We start from the raw sequence: 25430 nt of genomic DNA, 5'->3' as shown, positions 1-25430 counted from the left end.
CTATCTCTCTAAAATATTAAGCTGTAATTGAGTTAGTCAACTGGAATATCGGTAACATCATCGCTGCGACAATAAACATCACCATAGCTCCTAACGCTAAAATAATCAGTGGCCCCATAACGTTCAGCGCCACATCAATGCTGTTCTCGAACAGACTTTCCTGATTTTCAGAAACCTGCTCCAACATATGCTCGAGTTCTCCTGACGCCTCACCACTGCCAATCATGTGAATCATCATCGGCGGGAACTGTCCTGTCTGTTGTAAAGCCATTTTCAAACTGCCGCCTTCTCGAACTTTGACAGCGGCTTCCTTGATCGCTTTTCGCATCTTTAAATTAGACAAAACCTTACCACCAATGTTCATCGCTTCCAGTAGCGGTACACCACTGGAATGCAAAATGTTCAAGGTGCTGGAAAACTGGGCGGTATTTAAATTGCCCGATAAGCGCCCTATGATTGGCATCCGCAGGATCAAACGGTGCCATTTCAGCCGATTCTCCTCTTTGCGCAACCACATCTTGGTGCCGATAAACGCCAATACCGCCAGAATCAACACATAGATACCATATGACACGGTAAAATCACTCACGCCGATAAGTACCTTGGTAATACCTGGTAGTTCTTCACCCATATGCTGGAATTGCTCCACGACCTTGGGTACGGCAAACACCATCAAGCCAGCGACCACGCCAACAGCGACCAGGATTAGTACAATCGGATAGACCATCGCCGCCGACACTTTGCTGCTAATTTTCTGGCGGCGCTCGGTGTAATCAGCCAAACGGTTCAGCACTTTATCCAAATGACCTGCACGCTCGCCAGCAGCAACCATCGAACGATATAGCTCATTAAACACGCTCGGAAAATCAGACAATCCGTCCGCTAACGTATGGCCTTCCATAACTTTTGAGCGAACGCCCAGGATAATGGTTTTAACTTTGGATTTATCAGTTTGATCCGCAACCGCTTTTAATGCTTCTTCAATGGGCAAGGCAGCTTTAACTAATGTCGCCAATTGTCGGGTAATTAGGGCCAGATCAGACACACTAATTTTGGTCCCAAAAAAGTGCCCTTTTTTGTCTTTCTTACGACTACTATCGCCAATATGATTAACTTCAAGTGGTGTCAGGCTTTTTTCTCGCAGCTGTTGCCGTATCTGTCGCGGCGTATCCGCTTCCAATACACCTTTTTTCTGCTTGCCCTTGATATCAAGCGCAACGTATTCAAAAGCAGCCATTAGTCCTCCCGTGTTACACGCAGAACTTCTTCTACCGTCGTAATCCCCTGAAGTACGCGGCGACGACCGTCGGCACGGATACTCGGTGTGCTTTGTCGTGCATGACGTTCCATTTCCTGTTCGCTGTTGTTGTTGTGAATCATGGTTCGCATTTGATCATCAATCAATACCAGCTCATAAATACCCTGTCTCCCGCGAAAACCTTGCTGGTTACAGTGGTCACACCCTACCGGATGATAAATGGTCGGCGGCTCCTGCGGATCAAAACCCATCAGCTCACATTCTTTCTCGTTAGCTATAGCAGACTCTTTACACTCATTGCAAAGCATTCGCACCAGGCGCTGAGCTAATACCCCAAGCAAACTGGATGATAACAGGAAGGGTTCAACACCCATATCCTGCATACGGGTGACAGCGCCAATAGCGGTGTTGGTGTGCAGTGTGGATAACACCAGGTGGCCGGTTAAACTTGCCTGCACAGCAATTTGCGCCGTCTCCAAATCACGGATCTCACCGATCATGACCACATCAGGATCCTGACGCAGGATCGCACGCAAACCACGAGCAAATGTCATATCGACTTTTGGGTTAACCTGGGTTTGCCCAATACCATCGATCAGGTACTCGATCGGATCTTCCACCGTTAATATATTACGAGACGCATTGTTTAGCAGGGACAAGCCTGCATATAAGGTAGTTGTTTTACCAGAGCCGGTGGGGCCGGTTACCAGAATAATACCATGCGGCTTATGCAAAATATCGTGCATTAGCGTCATGGTCTCAGACTGCATACCCAGATGTTGGAAGTCCAACCGTCCCGCTTCTTTATCCAATAAACGCAAGACGACACGCTCACCAAAACTTGACGGCATGGTCGATACACGAACATCAACCGCACGGTTAGCAATACGCAATGCAATACGGCCATCCTGTGGAATACGCTTTTCCGCAATATCCAGTTTACCCATGACTTTAATGCGGGATACCAACAATGGCGCTAACTTGCGACTGGGCTGTAATACTTCACGTAACACGCCGTCAATTCGAAAACGAACCGATAAAGTTTTCTCGAAAGTCTCGATATGGATGTCCGAGGCATTCTCTTTAATCGCCTCGGTTAACAGTGCATTGATTAATTTAATGATCGGCGCATCGTCTTCCGCTTCCAATAAATCTTCCGTCTCCGGCAGTTCTTCCGCCAAACGGAATAAATCCATCTCATCGCCTAAATCTTCCATCGTTTGTCGAGCATCAGTAGTCCCCGACTGATAGTAAGCACTTAATTGTTTTTCAAAAGCTTCTTCATCCAGCCACTCCAGATTAAAAGGCTGCGGATAATGACGACGCACTTCAAGCAAAGCTTGTGGCGAAGCTCCTTCACGCATAAAGCACTTCACGCCATCACTGGTTTCAGTCAAAAACACACCATGTCTTTTAGCAAAGCTAAATGGCATGGCACGAAACCGCCCGGCCTCTGCTGTAGGCTCCAGTTCAGGCTCTAATGCTGTATTGTTATCGACTGGCTCAGACATTAGTCTTCATCTTCCTCTGGTTGAGACTCGCTGCCTGCAGCACCTTCATCCAACAATTTATCCTTATCCAGATACTCTTCAAAGCTTGGAGGCAGTACCAGCGCTTCATCATACGTCGGCATGATAGGAGACTCCGCACTCGGCATCAGGCTAATACCACGATTGGCCTGCTCGATTTGCTGAGCTCTCATGTAGCTGTATTTGGCGCTGCTGATTTCGCGTAAGTCTCTATCGTCTTTCAATACACGAGGGTGAATAAAGACCATCAGGTTACGCTTAATTTTTTGTGTACGCTGTGATTTAAAGGCGTGGCCGATGATTGGGATATCACCCAGCAGCGGTACTTTCTGTGAGCTTTCCTGAATATCATCATCAATTAAGCCCCCTAGAACAACCAGACCTCCATCAGGCACCAGAACCGAGGTTTTAACTTCACGCTTATTCGTTACGACGTCAACGGCCGTGGTTCCAGCTAGCGATGAGACTTCCTGCTCAATATCCAATCGAACATAATTGCCTTCATTGATCTGAGGTGTAATTTTCAACATCACACCAACGTCTTTACGATCGACGCTCTGGAACGGGTTCGAATTACCGTCACCTAAGGTCGACCCCGTAATAATTGGAATTTCCTGGCCGGCTTTGAAGATAGCTTCAACGTTATCCAGCGTGGTCACACTCGGACGTGCCAGAGTGTTTGAATCGGTCACACCTTCCAATGCTTTAATAAAGGCAGCCCAACTCACACCAGTCTGGCTCATGCGCGCAATACCCAGGCCAGCACCCTGTAATCCACCCAGCACTTCGGCCAGTGCCGCGCCATTATCACCACCGGTGGTAATGGTTTCCGTACCGGTAATGGCTCCAGTCTCAGGATCACGAGTAAAGACTTCTTCTTCCTGGCCACGTGCGGCAATAGCACCACCGGCGACCTGGCCAATGGAGGTCCCCGTATTATCAAAGTTAATAATACCGGCGGGTTGCGTGCCCGAACCACTCGGTGAGAATAACCATTGGATACCCAGCTCTTTCGCTTTGGTATCAGAAATTTCAACGATGATGGCCTCCACATGAACCTGCTTGCGACGAATATCCAAACTGCGAACGACCGCTTCGAATTCGCGCATAATATCTGGTGGCGCAGTTAAAATCAGAGAGTTAGTTTCTTCGTGGGATTGAACCGAATACAGAGCTTTTTTGGCTCCCGGACCGGAAGCAGCCCCACCAGCGCCACCACGACCAGAGTTAGCCGCTTCTTCTTTCTTCTTGATCTCACCAACGCCCTGCAATACTTCAGCCACCTGTTCGGCTTTGGCGTACTTTAAGAATACGGTTTTGGTATTACCCGTGCTGTCCAGCTGGCGGTCAAGGCTATGAATTAAGGCTCGAAGGCGAACGCGCTGACGTTGCCCCGCACTTAAAAGAATACTGTTAGTACGCTCATCCGCAACGTAACGCGGCGCCTTGACCTGATTCACCCGCTCCTGCTGGCCGGCTCGGTCAAGACTTTCTAAAATTCGTACGATTTCACTGGCAGACGCATGCTTTAGAGGAATCACTTCAATTTCTTCATCGTTTGCTTTATCCGTTCGCTCGATGATCTTCGTGATACGTTCAACGTTAGAGGCTGAATCATGCAGGATAAGAGTGTTAGTACCCTGCACGGCAAATAAATGACCCGATTGCGGTGATACCAGCGGTCGCAATACATTCATAATCTGTTGTGCATCGACATTTTGCACCGGAATAACCTGGGTAATCGCTCGGTCACCGTAACTTTGTGGGTTTTTCACATTGACCGGAGACGCTTCGTAACGTGCTTTTTGGTCCTGCACAATTTTGATCACGCCGTTATTTTCAATCGCCTGAAAACCATGGATCTGCAACGTTGACACAAACTGGTTATAAATTTCTTCTTTACTAAAATCATTGTTTGAAATGATGGTGACCTTAAGCCCCTTCACCCGCGGGTCCACAATCATGGTCTTGCCCGTGATTCTGGCGACCGTCTCGACCACCTCTCGAATATCGGCGTCGCGAACATTTAAACGTTCAGCTTTAACCATGGCTGAAGACAGTAGTAACGACAAGGCACATAACCCCATAGTCACTCCGTGCTTCCACTGGGTTCGCTGTTGTTTACTTTGATCCTGTTTATTTAATTTGTCTAACATTGCCTTCTCTCTTATCTAAGTTCGGCTTAGGGCGTTGGTTACTATATTCCGAAATTCCCAGCAACAAGGTCACCGGCTGCCCATTACGCTCAATTGTTACTTCCACAGATTGTGCGTTGTTTAACTCGTTTAACACTCCCATCAAACCCTGATCGTTCAATGGTTGCCCATTAACGGACGTAATCACATCATTTCGACGCAGCCCGAGGCGGGTAAACATGCGCGGGTCCTTGCCGGGCGATACTTTATAGCCACTGACCTGACCACTATCATCGATCACACGTTCAACCTTGGCAATATCCATCATCGACTGCGGATTGTCATAAAGTTTTTGCTTCATTTCCGCCAGCTCACGACTTAACCGTGCATCTCGCCGTTTATCAATCGTACGTTCGGGGCCTTTAGCACGCTCAGGCTTTCTTGCCGTTGACATCACCTGCTGATTTAACTGCTCGAGCAGGGTTAAGGTTTCGTACTTTCCACCATTTTTTATAATGACTTTAAGTGTCTCCACCTGATGCAGGGTCACATTGCCACGAACTTTCAGTTTATCGCCAATAAAATAAACGTTTTCCTGGTTACCGCTGGACTGAATAATAGCACTACTCACAGCATCGTCTTCCGAGACATAGGTACCCAGTAATTTTAAGTTTAATTTGGTTTCTTCAGCTTCAACCTGCTCTTCAACGGGCGCATTGGCCTCACCAAATAAATGCAAAGCGGCAATGCGCTCGACATTAACAGTGGGCTGTTTTGTAGAGGTAGGAATAGACTTTACGGGCGCAATATCCGGCAATGGCTGGAAAAAATCCACCCATAACCAGACCAGTTTCGCCAAGACATAGAGGCTAATCACCCCTAAGATCAGTGCGACAATTCGTGCGATTAACCTACCCCGCTGCTGCACAAATTGTGTAAAATTGTTCAACACTACATTCATGGTATTATTTGTACGAGTTTCCGTACTTCCCAATTAAAGTCCTAAGTCAATTGTTTAGCTATCTTTCTTCGAGATAGCTTATAATAATCATATTCCCACTGAAACCGTGGAAAAGCAAGCTAAGATACTGTAAAGATTAGTAAGGTTCAAGATGACTGTTGACAATTTTGTGAGGTTAGACAAGTGGTTATGGGCGGCCCGTTTTTTCAAGACCCGCTCCATTGCCAAAGAGGCGATCGATGGCGGCAAGGTTCATTGCGATGGCGTAAAGGGCAAAGCCAGTCGCGCCGTGACTGTCGGCATGACCCTCAAAATTCGTCAGGGCTTTCACGAAAAGACAGTCACAGTAAAAGGCTTGTCATCGCAACGCGGACCAGCGAAAATTGCGCAAACTCTTTACGAAGAAACTGCTGAAAGTATCAAGAAGCGCGAAACACTTGCGATACAACGACAGTCAATGCCGAAAACCGAAGGTAAGCCCGACAAACGTCAACGTCGTCAAATTCATCGCTTCAAACGTGAGCAAAACTAAATCACTCATTTTATCTAATTGGATTTTTTATGTCTGACACCATCCAACGATTCACATTCGCTAAGCTGCCGATCCGTGGTGAAATCATCACGCTGGAACAAAGTTATCAAACTATCGTCGAGCAACACCAATACCCTCAGGCTGAACGCCAACTATTGGGGCAGGCTTTGGCTGCCAATGCCTTAATGGCCGAGATTATAAAAATCGAAGGCAAAGTGGCGCTGCAATTACAAAGCCAGGCGGCTGTAAAGTTGTTACTGACCGAGTGTACTCATCAAGGGCACATCCGCGGATTAACCCATATTAATCAGGACATGGCATCCTCAGAACTTGATTTTCATGCATGGACCCGAGGTGGGCAAATGGCTATCACCATCGAGCCAGAGCAGGGTAAACGTTACCAGGGCGTAGTTCCGCTGGAAAATACTGAACTGTCCAGCTGTCTCGAGGATTACTTTAATCGCTCAGAGCAACTGCCAACGTTTATTCAGTTATTTGTTAACGATGACAAAGTAAGTGGACTATTTCTACAGGCATTACCCGCCAACTCTCAGAACGAAGTATCTCCTGAAGATAAAGCTGGTGCATTTGAGCACGTCAAAACACTAGCCGAAACCCTGCAGCCCGAGGAAGCCCTGAGCCTGAGCCATGAAGACCTGCTATATCGCTTATTCCACCAGGATGAAGTCACCCTATATCCGGAAAAACCAATAGCTTTTCAATGTAACTGCTCACGAGAGCGCAATGAACGAGCCCTGAAGACAATTGAGCCGTCTGAACTTATCAGTATGGTGCAGGAAAACGATGGCAATCTGGAACTGGTGTGTGATTTTTGTAGCAACACTGAAGTGTTCAGTGAAGAGGACATTATGACATTGCTGAGCAGCAATGCCCCTTCCGACAGCATCAATTAACGTTAACTTTTGGCTGGGAACTCGAGGCGAGCTTCCAGCCCCCCTTCTTCCAGATTAATCAGGCGCACATTTCCCCGGTGCAGCTCTGCGATCCGTTGTACAATAGCCAAACCAAGACCTGAACCACCGCCACTACGCGCACTATTACCTCGTGAAAATGGTTGGAATAACCGCTCAATTTCTTTTTCGTCAATACCAGGCCCCTGATCAAACACTGACACCCGCACTTTATCTTCTACCATTGTCGTTTCGACACGCAGCGGCGCACCGGCGTATTTCAGCCCATTCATAATCAAGTTAGTCACCAGTCGCTTCATTGCCATCGGTTTAAATGCCACCGGCGGAACCTCGCCCAATTCATAACTGATATCCTGAGTCTGTAGACGCGCCGATTTGACACAGTTTTCAACCAACGCATTAATATCGCCCACCTGATCGCGTTCATCACGGCCATCACGCACAAATGAAATAAACTGATCGATGATTTGGTCCATATCTTCGGTATCGCGAATAATCCCTTCCCGCACTTCCGCTTCGTCATCACTCATAAACTCGGTAGACAACCGTATTCGTGTTAATGGCGTGCGTAAATCGTGGGACACACCGGCCAGCAGCATGGTACGATCCTCTTCCAGCTGCTGTACATTCCGTGCCATCTGGTTAAAAGCGCGAGTTACCGTCACCATTTCTTCCAAGCCTTCTTCCTTCAGCTGTCCCGGATTATCGCCGCGACCAATTTCTCGCGCCGCAAACTCCAGTCGCCGTAAGGGTCGACTGATCTGTTTGGTAAAGATCCAACCCCCTAGCAGACTCAAGAGTAAGATAGCGGTAAAGTAGACCAGTGGCGGGTGAATATAGAATCCCTCAAACGGCTCCATGGCGATCCGGAACCAGACATTGCTATGTTGCGGCGACTTGACCCAGTAATAGATTTGATCGGACTCTTCGACGCGCATCTCGGTGCTGTCTTCAGCCACGCCCAAACTGTCGGCCAACTGCGATGTTAACACCGTATACAGCCGAGCCTCGCGCAGCTGCTTAGGTTCGCCCATACGGGTAGACACCATTTGAATGCGCTGGTCGTCGAGGATCTCAAGACGCACTTCCTGTGTCATCTTGCCTTCGATTTCAAGCTCCTGCATCGATAACGCCGTCTTCACATCTGACGCCAATAACTGCACTAATTGCTTCATTGATGGCTGGGCGACATACCAGGAGATGGTCAGATAGGACACCCACTGATTAATCAGCAACAAAACGCCTACCAATAAAGCAATTCGTCCAAAAGCAGTTTTCGGTAAAATTCGCATGAACAGGATCTAGTAACTAAACTTCGCCACCATCTGGCACAAAGACATAACCAACGCCCCAAACGGTTTGAATATAACGAGGATGCGCCGGATCTTCTTCAATCAAGCGACGCAGACGAGAAACCTGTACGTCAATACTTCTCTCCAGCGCCGAGTAGTCGCGCCCACGCGCCAAATTCATCAATTTGTCTCGAGATAATGGCTGACGGGCATGTTCGACCAGCGACTTCAATACCGCAAACTCACCACTGGTCAGAGAAATGGACTTACCATCATCGGTCATTTCACGAGTTGCCAGATTCAAGGTGAAACGGCCAAAACTAATCACCGACTCAGAATTGCTCGGTGCACCGGGGATATGTTTCGCCTGTCGACGCAACACGGCACGAATTCGAGCCAACAGTTCTCGCGGATTAAAAGGCTTGGCCAAATAATCATCAGCACCAACTTCCAGGCCAACGATACGATCGACCTCATCCCCTTTAGCGGTCAGCATAATGATTGGAATGGGGTTATTCTGCGAGCGCAGGCGACGGCAAATCGACAGCCCATCTTCGCCCGGCAACATTAAATCCAACACCATTAAATGGTAATTCTCGCGCTCCAGAAAGCGATCCATCTGCTCGGCATTTTCAACCGTACGAACAATAAAGTCCTGCTCTTTGAGGTAACGCTCAAGCAAACTTCTTAACCGCACATCATCGTCAACCACTAATACTTTTGGTGTTTCTTCTGTCATGGTCATGTTTCTACCCTTCCCCATTAACCCCATACAGTCATCATTCTACGCCTAAATTTGATAATTAATTGCGTAAACGCTTACGGAATATCCAATTTAGACTTTTTTCATATTTCCACAAGCACTATACTATGCCGTCATATTTTTCCCAATACACGCAAACAAGATGTTACAAATTAACCAGCAAATAGCTCAAGAGCTAAACGTTCGTCCTCAGCAAGTCGAAGCAGCGGTCAAACTTCTCGATGAAGGCTCGACCGTTCCATTTATCGCGCGCTACCGTAAAGAAGTGACCGGTGCTCTGGACGATACCCAGCTCAGGGATCTGGAGCAAAGGCTGGGTTACCTGCGTGAACTGGAAGACCGTCGCAGCGCCATTCTGAAAAGTATCGAAGAGCAGGAAAAGCTGACTCCAGAGCTGGAAGAAGCGCTCAAGAAAGCAGACACCAAAAGCGAACTGGAAGACTTATACCTTCCCTACAAGCCGAAGCGTCGCACCAAGGCCCAGATTGCTCGTGAAGCAGGTTTAGAGCCTTTGGCTCATGATTTATGGCAAAACCCTGGTCTCGACCCAGAGCAGGAAGCGGAAAAATATCTTAACGAAAATGATGACAAAGATAAAAACATCGCGACCACAAAAGATGCTCTGGACGGCGCCCGTCAAATCTTAATGGAAGAATTTGCCGAGAACGCCGATCTCTTAAAACAACTGCGTGAATACCTCTGGGACAATGCCTTTATTCAGGCCAAAGTTATTGATGGTAAAGAGAAAGAAGGCATCAAGTTTTCCGATTACTTCGATCACAACGAAGCTTTCAATGCCATTCCATCACACCGAATTCTAGCGTTATTGCGTGGCCGCAACGAGAACATCCTGTCATTGCAGATGGTCTCCAACCAGCAATTGATTAAAGACGAAGACGCCTATGATCCCTGCCTCGGCATGATTGCGCAGCACTTTAATATCAAAGATCAGGGCCGCCCGGCCGATAAGTGGCTACAGCAGGTCGTTCTATGGACGTGGAAAATCAAACTCCATCTGTACATGGAAACAGAATTACTGACCAAGGTCAGAGAGCAGGGTGAAACCGAAGCTATTCGAATTTTCGCCAAGAACCTGAATGACCTATTGATGGCAGCTCCGGCCGGTGCCAAAACCACCATGGGGCTGGATCCGGGGTTACGGACCGGGGTAAAGGCAGTGATTGTTGACGATACCGGCAAATTACTGGCCCACAGCACTATTTTCCCCCATGCCCCACAAAACCAGTGGGATCAGTCACTGCGTAAGCTGGAAACCATGTGCGAGATGCACAAAGTGGAGCTGATCAGTATTGGTAACGGTACCGCCTCGCGCGAAACCGATAAATTGGTTGCCGAGCTGATGAAAAAGGCTCCTCAACTGAAACTGCAAAAAATCATGGTCAGTGAAGCAGGCGCATCGGTTTATTCAGCTTCCGAGTTAGCCGCTAAAGAATTCCCAGATCTGGATGTCAGTTACCGCGGAGCAGTCTCTATCGCTCGCCGTCTACAGGATCCGCTGGCCGAGCTGGTTAAAATTGAGCCCAAGTCTATTGGCGTTGGTCAATACCAGCACGACGTCAGCCAGAGCCAACTGGCGAAAAGCCTTGATGGTGTAGTCGAGGACTGTGTAAATGCCGTTGGCGTTGATCTGAATATGGCCTCGGTGCCGCTTCTGACACGCGTTTCAGGTCTGAGCAAGACATTAGCCCAGAACATTTATAACTGGCGCAACGAGCATGGCCGCTTCAATTCACGTCAACAGCTACTCGAAGTAGAGCGCATGGGCCCTAAAACCTTTGAACAGGCGGCTGGTTTCCTGCGCATCAACGACGGCGACAATGCACTGGACAGCTCCGGAGTGCACCCTGAGACCTATCCGATCGTTGAGAAAATCATTAAGGATCTACAGCTTCAGGATATCCACCAGTTAATTGGTAATGACAAGCAGTTAAAGCAAGTATCACCAAAGGACTATACGGATGAAAAGTTTGGTGAACATACTATCAATGATATCTTAAAAGAGCTGGATAAACCTGGCCGCGATCCTCGCCCCGAATTCCGTATGGTGCAATACAAAGAGGGAGTAGAGACCTTAAACGATTTAAAACCCAATATGGAACTGGAAGGCGTAGTAACCAACGTCACTGCCTTTGGTGCCTTTGTTGACGTTGGTGTACACCAGGATGGTTTAGTCCACTTGTCTGTAATGGCCAATAAGTTCGTAAAAGATCCGAGTGAAGTGGTGAAAGCAGGTGATATCGTCCGTGTCTGGGTAATCGACGTTGATCTACAGCGTAAGCGCATCAGTCTTTCAATGATAGGGCCTGATGCCCAAGGCCAAAACCAGACGAAAACCAAGCGCAGTAATCACAAACCCGGCAACAAACCAGCCCGTAAAAAGCAGCAGAAGCAGCCACAGGGCGCTTTTGCCGATGCCCTGTCGGCTGCCTTGAAAAAAGACAGTTAAAAGTAGTTTAACTGCTCCAACGAGCGCACAACTACTTGAACTTTGCTAAAAGTCCATGTACTGTGCGCTAAATCGTTTGCTCACATAAGAGTCTAACAAAGAGTCAAACTCATGAATCTGAACAACCGAGGCTGGAATTTCCTGGGTGCATTTATCTGCTACCAGCTCATCGTAACAGCCCTTTATTTTCAATACGTTGACGGCTTAGAGCCATGCCCTTTATGTATATTCCAGCGGGTTATGGTGGTTGCACTGGGTGTTGTTCTACTCATCAATGCGCTCCATAATCCTAAGATTTTCTCGTGGGCTAACCGTATTTATCAAATTTTAGCACTGTTACCGGCAATCGGTGGTATCATCATTTCAGGCCGCCATGTCTATTTACAGCACCTGCCAGAAGACGAAGTTCCGGCCTGTGGTGCCCCACTCGAAACCATGATGGATATGTTGCCATTCATGGAAGTGATCCAAACGGTGCTTTCCGGTGACGGCGAATGCGCAAAAATCAGCTGGAGTTTTATCGGCTTATCCATGCCCGAATGGATGCTGATTATCTTCATTATTGCAACCCTGGTTATCGGCTTTAGACTGTTTAAGTCTTTCCAAAAGCCTAAACCGTTTTAATCAACCCAACAGTTAGGTGTCCTAATGGTTCGTATTATTATTGAGCGCAATATCCTCGATGGTAAGCTCGACGATTATCATGCACTGATTCGCCAAGCAAAAAATAAAGCCAGTAACATGCCCGGTTTCCTTTCGGGAGAGATATTCCATGTTAGAGAATGTCCCAATCAGGTGATTGTCATGTCCTGCTGGGACTCATTCGATACGTGGGAGGTTTGGGCTGAATCGGAAGAACGTCAAGACCTGCTTGATGAAATGCGTCCTCTGCTACAAAGCGATGAAAAAATCATGGTGTTAGAAGCATCTAATATCAAGAAAGATTGAAAGTGCGTCCGCGCCACACAAGCCGCTTAGATACGACCTGAGCGGTTTTTTTATGCCTGTTTAATATGCCCATCGGAAGCTGTTTCAGGATTGAGCCGATGATGAAGTAATGACTCCACATGACGAGGAGCGTTTAAAAATATTTAGCCAATTCGCGCTTTAAACGCCCGGTGATGGCGTAATAAAACATTTTATAGTCTGCTGCTAACGACCATAGCGGGTAGGTAAAAGTCGCCGGACGGTTCTTTTCCAGAAAGAAATGACCGACCCAGGCAGGGCCATAGCCTGCAACTAGCGCTACAAGAAATAACCACCAGTTTTGCGAAAGGAGCATCCAGAGAAAGATCAGCGTTGAGAAACTGGTGCCCATATAATGTAAGAAGCGATTTCTGGGCAAGCGGTGCTCGCCCAGATAATAAGGCCAGAACTCAGAAAATGTTTTGAGTTCCTTTTCTGACATGAACTATTGTTCTCCGTCAGTTTCTTCTTTCGCCTCTTCTTCAACTTTTTCTTCAGAAGCTTCACCTTCCGCTTCTGGTGCTTCATAAGGCTCGGAAGGATTAATATCCAGTAACTCGACTTCAAAAACCAGCGTTGAATTGCCCGGGATGTTACCACGGTCATTTTCACCATAGGCCAGAGGCGCAGGAATGACGAACTCATACTTATCGCCCACAGTCATGTACTGCAGACCCTCGGTCCAACCAGGAATTACGCCGTTCAGGTTAAAGTCAATTGGCTGGTCACGCTTATAAGAACTATCGAATTCTTCGCCATCAATAAAAGTACCCCGATAATGCACTCGTACAGCATCTTCAGCTGTTGGTGACTCATCGCCTTCAGCTTCGGTAATGGCGCGGTACATTAAACCTGATTCCGTCTTGGTCACGCCTTCTTTTTCAGCATACTCCGCTTCAAACGCCTGACCTTTTTTCAGATTTTCTTCGGCTTGCTTTTTCGCTTCAGCAGCCAACTCGGCCTGACGCTGTTTCATTTTTTCATTCAAGGCCGACTGGAACTCATTGATATTGGCCATCACTTCTTCTTCGCTATACTTCGCTTCGCCTGCAAAGCCATCGCGCATACCTTGAACAACCAACTCTTTGTCAATTTCAACGCCGTATTCTTTCAATGAATCGAAGTTTTTAGACATCTGCGTAGAGAAGTTTACCCCCATTGAATAAGCGGCCTTTTCATACATGTCTTCAGATTTAGTAGACTCTTTAGCATCAGCTTTTGTTTCAACTTTTTGCTCGACTACTTTTTCTTCCGCAGCCTTAGTCTCTTTTTTCTGTTCATTGCCAGAGTCACAAGCCACTAAAGCGCCTGCTAACGCCAGTGCAACTGCTGTTTTTTTAATTGAAATATGTGTCATTGAGGTTTCCCCAAATAGTTAATTTATCGTTTCGAAACTTACCATTTTGCATAGAAATATCCAAAATGCGAGCCTAATCGCTCAACTTTTGAACCAAAGCACCCAATTCCTGAGCGACACTCTCGGCTTCATAACCACCATCGGTCGCTCTGACATAAGAAAGCAGATTGGGTTCAACCGTTTCTTTTTCCAATATGGAGTTATTAAAACCGAGCAGCGTTTCCATCGCTTTAGCCTGGACCAAGTTTTCTCCCTTCAGTTCGAGGTTAAGCAACTCTTCGTATTTTTCGCGGTCACTCAGCTTAACTTTACGTCGCCGCTCGCGCAGTCTTCTCACCCCCGCCCGTAGCTTTTCGGTGCGCTTAATCAGCACACTCCAGCCAGTTTTTGGAATAAGGTAATGTCGCTCACCTAACCAGATCGCCAGCAATAAAAAATTCACATTACAGTTGAAGCGATTTTGCATTGCTAAACACAAGGTCTGCACCTCACCATCAGCATACACCGCACAGGTCCAGTCCCAAAACTCATCGGTCCAATCGGCTGCGGAAATATCCTTCTTTTCTAAAACAATATCCAAACTAGTCATGACTCGTAACTTGCCTTGTAAAAATTGCCAGTATTAAAGCGAGCCAGCTACCAATTAGCAAGACCCCACCGACTGGAATGATACTTCGTACCCATTCCTGTTGCGTTATGGCATAAAAATAGAGGCCGCCACTGAACCCAATAATGCCGGCGAACATCATCCAGCCAGCAACAACCGTTTTTTTATTGGGGAACTGCGCAAACACCATCCCTATCGCCAGCAGACCAATAGCATGATAAACCTGGTAATTGACCCCGAGGTTAAATAAGTGCATTGCATCATCAGTCAACTTGGCTGATAACGCGTGTGAACCGACAGCTCCCAGGGCAACGGCTAATGCCATAAACATGGCGCCATGCAATAAAAAGTTTCTCTTCATAATATGCCTCTCGTTGGTCTAGCCGCATTATGTCAAAGTTAGCAATGATTGTAATTGGTCTGTTACACGGTAAAATGACGAAAACACTAATTTTTTCTTATTTTGTCAAAAGCTAAAGCGTCTCTAACATCCCGAATTAGTCTTGGTTTTGCCTTTGGATTATTAAAGTTATTTGCCAAACTTCCTTATCCTGTGGTCGTTGCCAGTGGACGACTGCTCGGTCGGCTGTTATACCGCATAAAAAGTCGTCGCCTTATTGTCGAAGCCAATTTACGCTATTGCTTTCCTAACCAATCCTTTGATCAACGACAGGCATTGGCTAAGCGTCACTTTCTTTCGTTAGGCGAAGGCTTTGCCGAACTGGCACTGGCCTGGTATAAGCCATTCCATAAACTGAAAAAATATCACCGCATCAAAGGCCTGGAGCACTATCAAAAGGCTAAAGACTCTAATCAGGGTATTCTCTTTCTCGGTTACCACACCACCAGCTTAGAGTTGGCCGGAGCCGTAATGGCGAATTATCTGGATTTTGCTGCGTTTTACCGTCCAAATAAGAACCCGGTTCTGGATAAGCATATCCAGCAAGGCCGAAATAATCGCAGCAAGACCATGGGCCGTAATGATATCCGCTCTATTGGCAAATGGCTTAAAAGTGGTGAAGGTTTATGGCTGATGCCCGATCAGGATATGGGCCGTCACAGCACCGTATTCGCACCTTTCTTTGGTAACCCGGCCTGTACGTTAAACTCACCGCCACGGATCACCAAGCTGGGTAAGGCCAAGGTATTGCCCGTTTGCTATTACAAGGATGACAAGGGCATTATGACTATCGAAGTATTGCCTGAAATTGAGTTCACAGGAGATGATCAGATTGACTGCACCATGATCAATAAAATCCTGGAAGCCTGTATCATGCAGGCCCCTGAGCAATATTATTGGGTTCACCGCCGTTTTAAAACGCTGCCACAGGGTCAGCGCAGTATTTACTTCCAGAAGCCACCCAAACTCAAGTCAATCGACTCAAAGTTACACGACGGTGCGCTATACTCGGGCGATATTCTGTCGCAGTCTGCCGGCATGCCGAAGTTAGTCCGAACCATTGATGGGCAGCTGTTGAATGTCTTTCATCGGCAAACCAGTCTGGGCGTCGATATCACTCGCAAAGAGCTCGAATCGATGCTCAAAAACTGCGCTCAGTTAACCTTCCGCGGCTTTTACACCATCACCCCACAGGAGTTTACCTACTGTGCCGAACGTCACGCCTATATGCTTCGTTATCAAGAAACCCCGGGGGTTGCTTTACACCATATCCCGCATAGTCGGCGTCAACCGACAGCCATTATTCTCGGCAGCTGGTTAGCTCACCTTCATAATGAAGGCGTTCGTTTGTGCGCTATTCGCGAAACCAATATTGAATTACTGCCAAACGGTAGTCCCATTTTGCTCAACCCAAGGCAGTGTAAATTTTATGACTCTGGGCTAAAAGAAAGTCTACGTAAAAAAGATATCGCCATGTTCATTGACTCCATCGGCTTCCTTAATGCCGACGATACCAGCCGTAAGCTGTTCCATGAACAGTACCGCCTGAACCGACTTAATCAGTTGCGTTCCGAGGATCAGGATGCGGCTCCATCAGAGTCGCAATCACCCTGATAACGTCATCCACCTCAACCAATGCCATGGCTTGCCGATCATGAACTCGTGTGCGCCATGGTACTTTAACTGGATCTTTACCGAGTAAATCCCGCACTGCTTGAGGAAAACGGTCAATAGTCAGGTCAGAATAAAAATAGGGCCCCGACAAGGTACTGGAGGCAACAGCATACAGTCCAATCACGGGGGTACTCATGGCGTTTGCGATATGGGCGGGACCAGTATCAGGGGTCAAACAAAATTTAGCATTTGCCAACACCGAGGCTAATTGCTGTAAGCTGGTTTCCCCGACTAAATTCATAACTGGACTTGATACCAGAGCTGTCACCTCTGCTGCCAGCTGCCGTTCAAACTCAGCCGTTCCACCGGTCAATACGACAGGTAGTCGGTAGCGCTGATAACAGTGCTCAATAACTTCAGCATAATGCTCTGCAAACCAGCTACGCTCCAGTTTACTCGCTGCCGGATTCAACACCCAGTAATCATCAGGCAAATCAAAATCTTCACTATTCTCGGTAAGGACCAGCTGCCAGTCCAACGCTTCGGTTCTCACACCAAGTTTATGTGCAAACCGACAGAAGATGTCATGCAAATGCTCATGCTGAAACTCAATCCGCTCATTGGTGAAAAGCCACTGTAACTCTCTAGCCCGAGTTTTATCAAATCCAATCTTACGTTTGGCCTTCACCATTGGATAGATTAAGTTGGCCCGTGTGCTGGCCTGCATTGCCAATAGTACGTCATAACGACTTTCAAGGCGCTTCTTCAAATTTCGATAGTCACTGAGCGATGTTGGCTTGTCGGTAACAACAAAAGTTAAACGAGGATGCCCGCTATCCTTTAGCAATTCATAAGCGGCGCGCCCTATTAACTAGGTTACTTCAGCCTCAGGCAACTGTTCCAGTATGGCACGAACGACTGGAAGTACTAATGTACAATCACCGATAGCCGAGAGTCGCACTACTAATATTTTCACCGCTTATCCTATGTTATTGCCTTTAATTCGCTCTAACGAAATATAGCGCCCAGCAATAATGCCTTTATATAGAAACCAGAAAGAGGTTAAGGCGCGCATCATGAGGAAGGCAAAAAATGCCCACCATAAACCATGGTTGCCAAAACCTTTGGTTAGAAAGTACATCGGAATAAAGCCAATAACAACCGCTAACATCATCGAGTTGCGCATGGTCGTGATAGCGGAGGCCCCGACAAACACACCATCCAGCCAAAAGCCCCAGATCGCCACTAAGGGAATCAATATAATATAAATATGATAAGGTTCGGCCTGTTGTCGGACCGACTCAATATTGGTGATCCAACCAATGAAGGTTTCGACAAACAATAAGAAGGCTAAACAAAACAGGACACTGGTTATGATTGACCAAAAACCGCCCACGTTGATACTGGAGCGAAAGTCACGCCAACGATCCCGCCCCACCGCTCGGCCCACCTGTGCTTCAACGGCATTGGCAAAACCATCCAGACCATTGGAAATGACCAGCAAGAAATTTAGTAGTACCGCATTCACTGCCATCACTTCATCCCCTAGCTCCGCACCCCTGGAGTGAATGGTGAAGAAGACCAGCTCCAGTGACAGGGTACGCAATAACAGGTCACCGTTGAGGCTCAATAAGTGTTTTAGTTTAACCCACGCCAGTTGAAACTTATCTTTAATCGGGTATTTGCTTAGCAGTTTTTTGAGGCATAATGCGGCATAGCTGAACCCCAGAATTTCTGATATCACACTGGCAATGGCAACCCCATCGACGGTCATACCGAAGCCTTGTACGAATAATAGATCGAGCCCAACGTTGCACAAATTAATGATTAATAACATGACGAACGGCACGCGGGCATTCTGCATCCCGATAAACCAGCCGATCATCACCGCATTAAGCAAAGTAAAAGGCAGTCCCCAGATGCGTGTATTCCAGTACAGCAATACACTCTGTTCAACATCACTCGAGCCTTCAACCCACCACAGGATGACATCAATAATCCACGGGTTAAGCAGTAACGTTAGAAAGGCAACCGCGAGAGCGAGAATAGAAGACAGGTAAAGCCACTGGCGAATATCATGATTATTGCTGGCGCCGTAAGCCTGAGCTACCAGTCCGGTGGTAATCATGCGCAAAAAGCCCATGGTCCAGACGATGAAGGTAAATAATGCAGCACCAAGACCAACGGCCGCCAGATGATAGGATTCAGGAAGGTGCCCCATGACGCCGGAATCGACTAAACCCACCAGAGGCACCGTCATATTCGACAGCAGCATAGGCGCGGCAATACGCCAGGTACTGCGGTGTTGCTGCTTGTCGCTTAAATCCTCCCGGACGTCAGCGAACGACCAGATACTCACCAGTTATTGTCCAGTAGCGTGCAGCTCACCCGCCTTTTCGCGCAAAATGTTGTAGTCGCTCGAAACCACCTTTATTAAATCTTTTCCCGGTTGAATCTGGCTCGGGGAAATATAAGCATAGCGACGCCCCAGCGGGTCGATGACAAACCAGCGGGCCGTGTGATCGATCGTATAATCATCCGGGCGCCCATCAATAGGTGCTTTATAAAAACTCACACCAATCGACTTAGACAGTTTCTGCGTTTCATCCCAGCCGGCATTGACGCCAATAAAGTCCGGGTTAAAAGCAGGTACATATGTCGCTAATTTGTCTAAGGTGTCCCGCTCCGGATCGACCGACATCATCACCACCTGCGTATCCTTAGCAAACTCAGGATCGATGTTGTTCATCATGGCATTGATATTGGTCATCGCTGTCGGACAGATATCAGGGCAGGTCGTAAAACCAAAAAACACGATGCTCCACTGCCCCAGAAGGTTACTCTCAGAGAAAGTTTCCCCGTTATGAGCTTTGCCCTCGAAAGCAATCACTGAGCGAGGTTGATCGAAATTACGGATCAGCTCCATTTTCTTTTCAGCAAACAGCACCTGATAGCCAACCACACCGACGACTATCGACAGCAGGGCAACTAAAATAATAATTAATCGTGCTGAGCCAACTTGTTTTGTCATAAACACTCTCGCTTAAACCAATTCAGTTATTCTTCAATTAGATAAAAGGATCCACATAATGGTCGATCAACAACACCGCGAACAATAAGGTCAAATAACCGATGGAAACGCCAAAGGTTTTCATGGCAATGCCTTCCTTCTCCCGATACTTCAACACCATGGTGTAATACAGGAACCACAGGCCAAGAGCTATCGCACCAATCAGGTAAATAATACCGCTCATATGTGTCAGGTACGGTAGCAACGTCGATAGAATTAACAGCACCGTATACAACACGATCGATGTTTTAGTGAAATCCTCGCCGTGAGTTACTGGCAGCATAGGAATTTCAGCTTTAGCGTAATCTTCAATGCGGTGGATCGACAAGGCCCAGAAATGCGGTGGTGTCCAGGTAAAGATAATCAGTACCAGCAGCCAGGCGTGCGGATCGGCACTGCCCGTAACAGAAGTCCAACCCAACAATGGCGGAATAGCGCCTGACAGACCACCAATCACAATATTCTGTGGCGTCGCACGCTTGAGGAACATGGTGTAAATAAAAGCGTAACCAACCAGGCCACCCAGCGTTAATACTGCCGTTAACGGGTTTACCAGAAACCACAACAGCCCCATAGCAATCAACGCCAGCACAGCCGAAAACATGATCGCTTTGCCCGAGCTGACGCGCCCTTGAGCGACTGGGCGCTGCTGTGTTCGCGCCATCATGGTATCAATACGGGCATCCACCACATGGTTCACCACCGCCGCCGCGCCAGAAGCCAGTGCAATCCCGATGGTACCAAAAATCAACGCACTTAGAGGTGGGAACCAACTTTGCGTTACGTCATTCGCTAAAAACATACCCACCACGGCAGTAAAAACCAGCAGATAAACCACTTTGGGCTTGGTGAGTTCGTAATAGTCACGCCAGGTAATTGGTCGTGGATTTTTATACTGAGTTTCAGCTGACATTCTTCCCCCTAAATTGCCAGTTGACCACGAAGTTCACGGCTATCATGGTTAGCAACAGAATCGCACCGCCGCCATTATGAGCGACAGCCACATATAATGGTAAGCCAAAGACAACGTTACTGATACCCAGTAACATTTGTGCCAATAAAACCACCGTTAACACTCGCCCGAGATGACGCAACAGCACACTATCGCGCTCACGCATTAATAAGATGGCAAGCAGCCCGATCAGAATCAAGACAACATAGGCACCGATACGATGAGTCACGTGTATCGCCACTTTGGCATCATGCGCTAACACGCCACCTTCGTAATTAATAAAGGTTTCGCCACGGGCGTGCGCCAGATCCGCCTGCATTTTTTCCAGCTCATGCAGTTTAAACTCATCGAACTCGAAGCCTTTCTGCCATAGGTCAAAGCCACCGGCAAAATCGGCATTATCGGTCCAGCCCGTATTACAAAAAGGCAGTTCGGTACAGGCCGTGGCGGCATAGTTGGATGCAGTCCAGCCACCGAGAGCGATTTGCACAATAACCAGCACCAGACCGGCTAACGCCAGTTTTTTAAACTTCTTGGCCACCACTTCGGATAACGACACAATCCTGGGTCTCAGTTGCAGCACATACAGGAACAGCAGCGCCAGCACTGAAAAGCCACCGAGCAGGTGGGCCATCACAATAAACGGATGCACTTTCAAGGTCACCGTCCACATGCCTAATAATCCCTGAAATATCACTAGTGGTAGCAAAATACTCGGTAACAGAATCGGTATGCTGGAATCTTTGCGACGCCCCAGTAGCGCACCAACGAATAATACAATAATCACTAAACCGATGGTTGAAGCAAAATAACGATGGATCATTTCTGGCCATGCTTTTTCTGCTTCAAACTTCTGGTTGAACTCTAATTCCGCCGCATTGATGTATTCGGCATCGACCGGCACAGTATAATGACCATAGCAGCCCGGCCAGTCAGGACAACCCAGTCCGGCATCACTCAGGCGTGTCCAGGCACCTAATAAAATGACACACAGGGCCAAAAAGCAGCCGAAAACCGCTAAGCGGCGTAATGTACGTTTTTGCATAAGATACTCGCTATAGCCCTGTTACTTTCATTGCCTTGCGGACATCGTCACGAATTCCCTTACTACTTGCCTTAGCCTCTTCCTGGGTGCTAACCGGCTCATACTGCATAAAAATATTGCCATGCGGATCCATCAGATAGACCTTACCGCGCTCTAATTCTGTCGCACTGCTTTTAACCGGCCCCTGCGCCAGGATAATATTATCCGTATTCTCGACCTTTTCCTGATAATTCACCTTGGATGGAAACACCACCAAACGCTTCAACTTATCGGCTTCTTTGCCCAGAGTTAAGTGCGTACGGGTTAACCATTTAACCGTCGTCTCACAGGTGGTCTCACACTCATCCGACCGTGGCACATAAATCCACCACCAAAGCGTTTCGAAGTCACGAAAATGCAGAGGTTCGCCTTCGGCTGAAGACCACTCGAACTGCTCGAAATGAGGGTATGGTGCATCCAACAATTTACCGTTGTTTTGCGTTGCAACATTAAACCACCCCATATAATGGGCTATGTAAGCTAAAATGACAGGGGCAGCAAAAAGTAGTACCAAACCAGAAACTACCCGGCGGTTACTTGCCCTTTGTTTAGGATCAACTGCTTGTTGACTCATTGTGCTTTACTCGCTTCAAATTGAGAATGATAAATAACACTACCAGAGCTAAGGCCATGGCAAACCATTGGATCGCATAAGCGATGTGTTTTTCGGGCGGGCTGGCAACAACCTCCCACTGCCGAACGAATTCACTGTCCACATCAGGCTTGAGTCTGATGATAAACGGGGCGCTATGATACCCCATTTGCTTCACTTTTTCTGCAAGAGTTTGAAAATCGAATTGCCCTAAAAGCCAGACACCATCGAACTCCTGCCAAACAGCATTATTAGCAACAACGGCATTGGCTCCTTTGGAGTAATACAAGGTTCCTGCCAGCTGCTTTGCCTTAAAAGGAGGAATTTCCGGTACCTTTTGGTAAAAATCTTTACGCGGCAGCCAGCCACGGCTCACCAGCACTGGCTGCTGCAGCTCATTCGCCTGCCACAAACCGTACACTTCGTAACCCAGGCGCCCGTTTCGAGTCTGGTTATCAGTAACTAAGGTTACGCCCGAAACCGGCTGCCCTTCGGTCAGTACGGCCATCATATCCGGTTCGTCAGTTTCCAGAGCTTCAGATAGCGGGACTGGCTCTGCCTGCGACTTGGTTTCCAGCTCATTAATCAGGTTACGCTTTTCTTCGGCGCGGTCGAGCTGCCACACACCCAGTCGCAATAATACTGGCAACAGCAGGATAAAGCCCAGCGTTGGAATTAAGCGAGGCTGGAATGTCCGTTTACCGACTTTAACTTTAACTAACGGCTTTTGCCAAAACCGCGGTTTTACAGGAGATTCATTCAAAACAACACCTGTGATGATGCATCGCTCTCGATAACCACTTGATCTCAAAGCTTCCACTCATCAACATTTCTCGTATAATGAGCCGACAAAAGCCGTAAATTATCGCAGAGCACACTATGTGGGTTAAAATTGTCGTTATTATATTGATGCTGGCTATATTATTCAGCCTTTTTCGAGGTTTATTCTTCCTGACCAAGGGTGGTGAAGAGAATAGTAAGCAGCTGCTAAAGTCTCTGATGTGGCGTATTGGCCTGAGTTTAGCTCTATTTATACTCGTCCTGCTGCTCGACCATTTCGATCTCATCAATATGCGGGAAGGCGTCTTACCGGTGGATCAGGCCGAGGAGTCAATCCAAGATGAGCCAACAAAAGACTAACGCCTTAACGTCGTCTCCAGATAAATACTGCAGCCAGTGTGGGCAAAAGACGTTTCGCCCACACCGCAGTGTAAAAGAGCTATTGTGGGAGTTTGTTGAGAACTGGTTTGGCTACGACTCAAAGGCCTACAAGACCGCTGCCGCTCTGGCTAAGCCTGCGGCACTGAGTATCGACTACTTCAAAAATTCCCACCATAATAATCATTACGTAACGCCGATCCGGCTATATATTTTTCTTTCCATCATTTTCTTTCTTCTGACCAGTTTTGGCGGCTTGAACCTTACTGAAATCGAAATTGATGTGCAAACAGTACTGGCTGAAAAAAAAGCAAAACAAACAATTGAAGAGGTTCAGCAAGAGGCAGAAAAGCCCGGAGATATACCCGGCACAGGTGACAACATTACGATTAATGGTCAAACCGCCATGCTTAACGGCAGGTGCGTCAATAGTGAGCAAATTATTCAGCTATGGCCACAGTGGCTTGATGATTACTTTGATAAAAAAGCCACCGCCTTATGCGAAGCCTACGAGAACATCCAATATCTACCAGAAGATAAACAGGCCAAAGCCAAAGTTCACTTTGGGTTATCGCTTGGCCAGAGTGCAATCGAAGCATTACCGCAAACCTTTCTCTTTACCATGCCTCTGTTGGCGTTGGTGCTGCAGCTGCTGTACTTTATGAAACGACACCTCTATGTCGAACATCTGGTACTGCTGATTCATTCTCACTGTTACATGTTTGCCATGATTCTACTTTACCTTGGCTGGTATCAGCTGCGGCAAAGCTTGAGTTGGCTTGAGGTCATTCCACTTGGCTGGCTTCTATTGTTCTGGGTGGTGATCTATCTATTTATATCAATGAAACGGTTTTACGGTCAGAACTATTGGCGTACCAGTCTGAAATTTGTCGCCTTCAGTCTGATCTATCTGGTCGTGTTCGGCTTCATTACTCTGTTTGCCATGATGGCGGCATTAATTTCCGTATAACTAGTCGTTTTGTCCTGAGGACTGCTGGTACCCTTTCATCAGCAGCTCCCAGTCAGGCGCGCGCCAGTGAAATTGCGGCCATTTCCTGCTTTCTTTTTCTAATGAACGTTTAAGCCGACTCAGGTTGCTTTCTAAATTCGTCGCATTGGGTTCGACAAAGCGCCCGCGATCAAAGTCGATCAACCACATAGCCCCATCATGGTTCGTCAAAATATTATGGATATTCAAATCGGCATGGTAAACGCCCTGCCGATGAAAGCGTCGAATTAAGTTTCCAACCGCGCCCCATTCACTATCAGTAAGCGCTCGCTTACGTAAGATGTGAAACAGGTCTTGCGAGTCCTTAATCAAGCGGATAATAATGGATGCTCGGTAGCTCAGACCTTTTTTGCTGATCAGTAAAGCCACTGGCTCCGGCACCGGCAACGCCAGCTCACGCATTTTCTGTAACATCGCCTGTTCACGGTAAGCTCGGGTCTTCTTTATGCCAAGAAAGAAGTAGCTATCTTCAATCCATCGGGCGACCATACCGCCTCGACAGTAACGTCGCAGCACAAAACGCTGCTCGTCTTTCTGGAAGAAATACGTCGTATTACGTCCTACCGACTGACCGATGATTTCATCATTGCGCCTAAGCTGCTCCGGGTCAAACCAATCCTTTGTCACCTTATCTCGGTACTTATCCACTGCCACCAGATAGCGGTTTTTATCGATTTGTTGAATTTTCACGTAAACTCAATCAATTACGCGGTTGGTTTATGCCATACTATACATTAAAATCTGATCTATCC

The 25430-nt window shown here is 47.4% G+C and carries 26 protein-coding genes; 8 read left to right on the top strand and 18 right to left on the bottom strand.

Features of this window, described 5'->3' with window-relative positions; genetic code table 11:
* Positions 1–16: 16 nt before the first annotated feature.
* From gspF to gspC, 4 genes are read right to left on the bottom strand one after another with little or no spacing between them, the layout of a single operon-like run.
* Positions 17–1237: a type II secretion system inner membrane protein GspF gene (gene gspF, locus H7708_RS10250; RefSeq protein ID WP_223670686.1), complete on the bottom strand. Its 1221-nt coding sequence runs from the start codon at positions 1235–1237 to the stop codon at positions 17–19.
* Positions 1237–2769, bottom strand: a complete 1533-nt coding sequence (gene gspE / locus H7708_RS10245) for a type II secretion system ATPase GspE (protein ID WP_328798977.1) — start codon at positions 2767–2769, stop codon at positions 1237–1239. Before gspE ends, gspF begins: the two co-directional genes overlap by 1 nt.
* On the bottom strand, positions 2769–4943 hold the full coding sequence (gene gspD / locus H7708_RS10240) for a type II secretion system secretin GspD (RefSeq protein ID WP_223670685.1): 2175 nt from the start codon (positions 4941–4943) through the stop codon (positions 2769–2771). Before gspD ends, gspE begins: the two co-directional genes overlap by 1 nt.
* Entirely contained in the window at positions 4924–5916 is a 993-nt protein-coding gene (gene gspC, locus H7708_RS10235) for a type II secretion system protein GspC (RefSeq protein WP_223670684.1), read from the bottom strand. Before gspC ends, gspD begins: the two co-directional genes overlap by 20 nt.
* 118 nt (positions 5917–6034) lie before the next feature.
* On the opposite strand from gspC, the gene H7708_RS10230 reads away from it, so the two are divergent.
* Together H7708_RS10230 and hslO are read left to right on the top strand one after the other, a co-directional pair.
* The gene (locus H7708_RS10230; protein WP_223670683.1) at positions 6035–6415 is read left to right on the top strand and encodes an RNA-binding S4 domain-containing protein; all 381 of its coding nucleotides are present in this window, start codon (positions 6035–6037) and stop codon (positions 6413–6415) included.
* A 29-nt stretch (positions 6416–6444) separates the two neighbouring features.
* The gene (hslO, locus tag H7708_RS10225) at positions 6445–7329 is read left to right on the top strand and encodes an Hsp33 family molecular chaperone HslO (protein WP_223670682.1); all 885 of its coding nucleotides are present in this window, start codon (positions 6445–6447) and stop codon (positions 7327–7329) included.
* A 2-nt stretch (positions 7330–7331) separates the two neighbouring features.
* Here hslO and envZ read toward each other — a convergent pair whose 3' ends face one another.
* On the bottom strand, positions 7332–8639 hold the full coding sequence (gene envZ / locus H7708_RS10220; RefSeq protein WP_223670681.1) for a two-component system sensor histidine kinase EnvZ: 1308 nt from the start codon (positions 8637–8639) through the stop codon (positions 7332–7334).
* 16 nt (positions 8640–8655) lie between these two features.
* The gene (gene ompR / locus H7708_RS10215) at positions 8656–9384 is read right to left on the bottom strand and encodes an osmolarity response regulator transcription factor OmpR (RefSeq protein WP_223670680.1); all 729 of its coding nucleotides are present in this window, start codon (positions 9382–9384) and stop codon (positions 8656–8658) included.
* A gap of 160 nt (positions 9385–9544) precedes the next feature.
* Here ompR and H7708_RS10210 point away from each other — a divergent pair, with 160 nt between their 5' ends.
* The 3 genes from H7708_RS10210 to H7708_RS10200 all read left to right on the top strand — a co-directional run bounded on the left by H7708_RS10210 (position 9545) and on the right by H7708_RS10200 (position 12817).
* Complete coding sequence (locus tag H7708_RS10210) at positions 9545–11869, top strand: Tex family protein (RefSeq protein ID WP_223670679.1); 2325 nt, start codon at positions 9545–9547, stop codon at positions 11867–11869.
* A 111-nt stretch (positions 11870–11980) separates the two neighbouring features.
* Positions 11981–12493, top strand: a complete 513-nt coding sequence (locus tag H7708_RS10205) for a disulfide bond formation protein B (protein ID WP_223670678.1) — start codon at positions 11981–11983, stop codon at positions 12491–12493.
* Positions 12494–12517: 24 nt separating this feature from the next.
* A complete protein-coding gene (locus H7708_RS10200) occupies positions 12518–12817 on the top strand; it encodes an antibiotic biosynthesis monooxygenase family protein (protein WP_223670677.1) in 300 nt (99 codons plus the stop codon).
* A gap of 133 nt (positions 12818–12950) precedes the next feature.
* Here H7708_RS10200 and H7708_RS10195 read toward each other — a convergent pair whose 3' ends face one another.
* The 4 genes from H7708_RS10195 to H7708_RS10180 form a co-directional block, all read right to left on the bottom strand.
* Positions 12951–13277, bottom strand: coding sequence for a DUF962 domain-containing protein (locus tag H7708_RS10195; RefSeq protein WP_223670676.1), 327 nt, complete (start codon positions 13275–13277; stop codon positions 12951–12953).
* 3 nt (positions 13278–13280) lie between these two features.
* Positions 13281–14192 (bottom strand): FKBP-type peptidyl-prolyl cis-trans isomerase, encoded by a 912-nt coding sequence (locus H7708_RS10190; RefSeq protein ID WP_223670675.1) that lies wholly within the window; start codon positions 14190–14192, stop codon positions 13281–13283.
* A gap of 73 nt (positions 14193–14265) precedes the next feature.
* A complete protein-coding gene (locus H7708_RS10185; RefSeq protein WP_223670674.1) occupies positions 14266–14781 on the bottom strand; it encodes a TIGR02444 family protein in 516 nt (171 codons plus the stop codon).
* Entirely contained in the window at positions 14774–15160 is a 387-nt protein-coding gene (locus tag H7708_RS10180) for a DUF423 domain-containing protein (protein ID WP_223670673.1), read from the bottom strand. The genes H7708_RS10185 and H7708_RS10180 overlap by 8 nt, the downstream gene beginning before the upstream one ends.
* A gap of 102 nt (positions 15161–15262) precedes the next feature.
* Between H7708_RS10180 and H7708_RS10175 the strand changes: the two genes are divergently transcribed.
* The gene (locus H7708_RS10175; protein WP_223670672.1) at positions 15263–16813 is read left to right on the top strand and encodes a lysophospholipid acyltransferase family protein; all 1551 of its coding nucleotides are present in this window, start codon (positions 15263–15265) and stop codon (positions 16811–16813) included.
* Here H7708_RS10175 and H7708_RS10170 read toward each other — a convergent pair.
* The 7 genes from H7708_RS10170 to H7708_RS10140 form a co-directional block, all read right to left on the bottom strand.
* The gene (locus H7708_RS10170; RefSeq protein ID WP_223670671.1) at positions 16755–17660 is read right to left on the bottom strand and encodes a glycosyltransferase family 9 protein; all 906 of its coding nucleotides are present in this window, start codon (positions 17658–17660) and stop codon (positions 16755–16757) included. The genes H7708_RS10175 and H7708_RS10170 overlap by 59 nt on opposite strands.
* A 132-nt stretch (positions 17661–17792) precedes the next feature.
* Entirely contained in the window at positions 17793–19172 is a 1380-nt protein-coding gene (locus tag H7708_RS10165) for an MATE family efflux transporter (RefSeq protein ID WP_223670670.1), read from the bottom strand.
* A gap of 3 nt (positions 19173–19175) precedes the next feature.
* Entirely contained in the window at positions 19176–19844 is a 669-nt protein-coding gene (locus tag H7708_RS10160) for an SCO family protein (RefSeq protein WP_223670669.1), read from the bottom strand.
* A gap of 37 nt (positions 19845–19881) precedes the next feature.
* Entirely contained in the window at positions 19882–20796 is a 915-nt protein-coding gene (gene cyoE / locus H7708_RS10155; protein WP_223670668.1) for a heme o synthase, read from the bottom strand.
* Positions 20786–21880 carry a COX15/CtaA family protein gene (locus H7708_RS10150; protein WP_223670667.1) on the bottom strand — a complete coding sequence of 365 codons (1095 nt, stop codon included), beginning with the start codon at positions 21878–21880 and terminating at the stop codon, positions 20786–20788. The genes cyoE and H7708_RS10150 overlap by 11 nt, the downstream gene beginning before the upstream one ends.
* A gap of 10 nt (positions 21881–21890) precedes the next feature.
* Positions 21891–22493, bottom strand: coding sequence for a hypothetical protein (locus H7708_RS10145; RefSeq protein ID WP_223670666.1), 603 nt, complete (start codon positions 22491–22493; stop codon positions 21891–21893).
* Positions 22474–23274, bottom strand: a complete 801-nt coding sequence (locus H7708_RS10140; RefSeq protein WP_223670665.1) for an SURF1 family protein — start codon at positions 23272–23274, stop codon at positions 22474–22476. Before H7708_RS10140 ends, H7708_RS10145 begins: the two co-directional genes overlap by 20 nt.
* Positions 23275–23390: 116 nt before the next feature.
* On the opposite strand from H7708_RS10140, the gene H7708_RS10135 reads away from it, so the two are divergent.
* Positions 23391–23651 (top strand): twin transmembrane helix small protein, encoded by a 261-nt coding sequence (locus tag H7708_RS10135; RefSeq protein ID WP_223670664.1) that lies wholly within the window; start codon positions 23391–23393, stop codon positions 23649–23651.
* Positions 23632–24639 (top strand): hypothetical protein, encoded by a 1008-nt coding sequence (locus H7708_RS10130; protein WP_223670663.1) that lies wholly within the window; start codon positions 23632–23634, stop codon positions 24637–24639. The genes H7708_RS10135 and H7708_RS10130 overlap by 20 nt, the downstream gene beginning before the upstream one ends.
* On the opposite strand, the gene H7708_RS10125 is transcribed toward H7708_RS10130, so the two are convergent.
* Positions 24640–25368 carry a 3-deoxy-D-manno-octulosonic acid kinase gene (locus tag H7708_RS10125; protein ID WP_223670662.1) on the bottom strand — a complete coding sequence of 243 codons (729 nt, stop codon included), beginning with the start codon at positions 25366–25368 and terminating at the stop codon, positions 24640–24642.
* Positions 25369–25430: the final 62 nt, after the last annotated feature.

The organism is Kangiella shandongensis (assembly GCF_020005365.1).
Taxonomy (GTDB): Bacteria; Pseudomonadota; Gammaproteobacteria; order Enterobacterales; family Kangiellaceae; genus Kangiella; species Kangiella shandongensis.
This window is presented reverse-complemented; position numbering and strand designations above follow the sequence as displayed.

Bases quoted from the DNA above. Each gene is read 5' to 3' on its own strand.
- gspE (WP_328798977.1), bottom strand. From the start codon at position 2,769: ATGTCTGAGCCAGTCGATAACAATACAGCATTAGAGCCTGAACTGGAG.
- hslO (WP_223670682.1), top strand. From the start codon at position 6,445: ATGTCTGACACCATCCAACGATTCACATTCGCTAAGCTGCCGATCCGT.
- H7708_RS10150 (WP_223670667.1), bottom strand. From the start codon at position 21,880: ATGCAAAAACGTACATTACGCCGCTTAGCGGTTTTCGGCTGCTTTTTG.
- H7708_RS10180 (WP_223670673.1), bottom strand. From the start codon at position 15,160: ATGAAGAGAAACTTTTTATTGCATGGCGCCATGTTTATGGCATTAGCC.
- H7708_RS10205 (WP_223670678.1), top strand. From the start codon at position 11,981: ATGAATCTGAACAACCGAGGCTGGAATTTCCTGGGTGCATTTATCTGC.
- H7708_RS10210 (WP_223670679.1), top strand. From the start codon at position 9,545: ATGTTACAAATTAACCAGCAAATAGCTCAAGAGCTAAACGTTCGTCCT.
- H7708_RS10200 (WP_223670677.1), top strand. From the start codon at position 12,518: ATGGTTCGTATTATTATTGAGCGCAATATCCTCGATGGTAAGCTCGAC.
- H7708_RS10135 (WP_223670664.1), top strand. From the start codon at position 23,391: ATGTGGGTTAAAATTGTCGTTATTATATTGATGCTGGCTATATTATTC.
- H7708_RS10230 (WP_223670683.1), top strand. From the start codon at position 6,035: ATGACTGTTGACAATTTTGTGAGGTTAGACAAGTGGTTATGGGCGGCC.
- gspD (WP_223670685.1), bottom strand. From the start codon at position 4,943: ATGTTAGACAAATTAAATAAACAGGATCAAAGTAAACAACAGCGAACC.
- H7708_RS10145 (WP_223670666.1), bottom strand. From the start codon at position 22,493: ATGAGTCAACAAGCAGTTGATCCTAAACAAAGGGCAAGTAACCGCCGG.
- H7708_RS10195 (WP_223670676.1), bottom strand. From the start codon at position 13,277: ATGTCAGAAAAGGAACTCAAAACATTTTCTGAGTTCTGGCCTTATTAT.
- H7708_RS10130 (WP_223670663.1), top strand. From the start codon at position 23,632: ATGAGCCAACAAAAGACTAACGCCTTAACGTCGTCTCCAGATAAATAC.
- ompR (WP_223670680.1), bottom strand. From the start codon at position 9,384: ATGACCATGACAGAAGAAACACCAAAAGTATTAGTGGTTGACGATGAT.
- cyoE (WP_223670668.1), bottom strand. From the start codon at position 20,796: ATGTCAGCTGAAACTCAGTATAAAAATCCACGACCAATTACCTGGCGT.
- gspF (WP_223670686.1), bottom strand. From the start codon at position 1,237: ATGGCTGCTTTTGAATACGTTGCGCTTGATATCAAGGGCAAGCAGAAA.
- envZ (WP_223670681.1), bottom strand. From the start codon at position 8,639: ATGCGAATTTTACCGAAAACTGCTTTTGGACGAATTGCTTTATTGGTA.
- H7708_RS10160 (WP_223670669.1), bottom strand. From the start codon at position 19,844: ATGACAAAACAAGTTGGCTCAGCACGATTAATTATTATTTTAGTTGCC.
- H7708_RS10190 (WP_223670675.1), bottom strand. From the start codon at position 14,192: ATGACACATATTTCAATTAAAAAAACAGCAGTTGCACTGGCGTTAGCA.
- H7708_RS10185 (WP_223670674.1), bottom strand. From the start codon at position 14,781: ATGACTAGTTTGGATATTGTTTTAGAAAAGAAGGATATTTCCGCAGCC.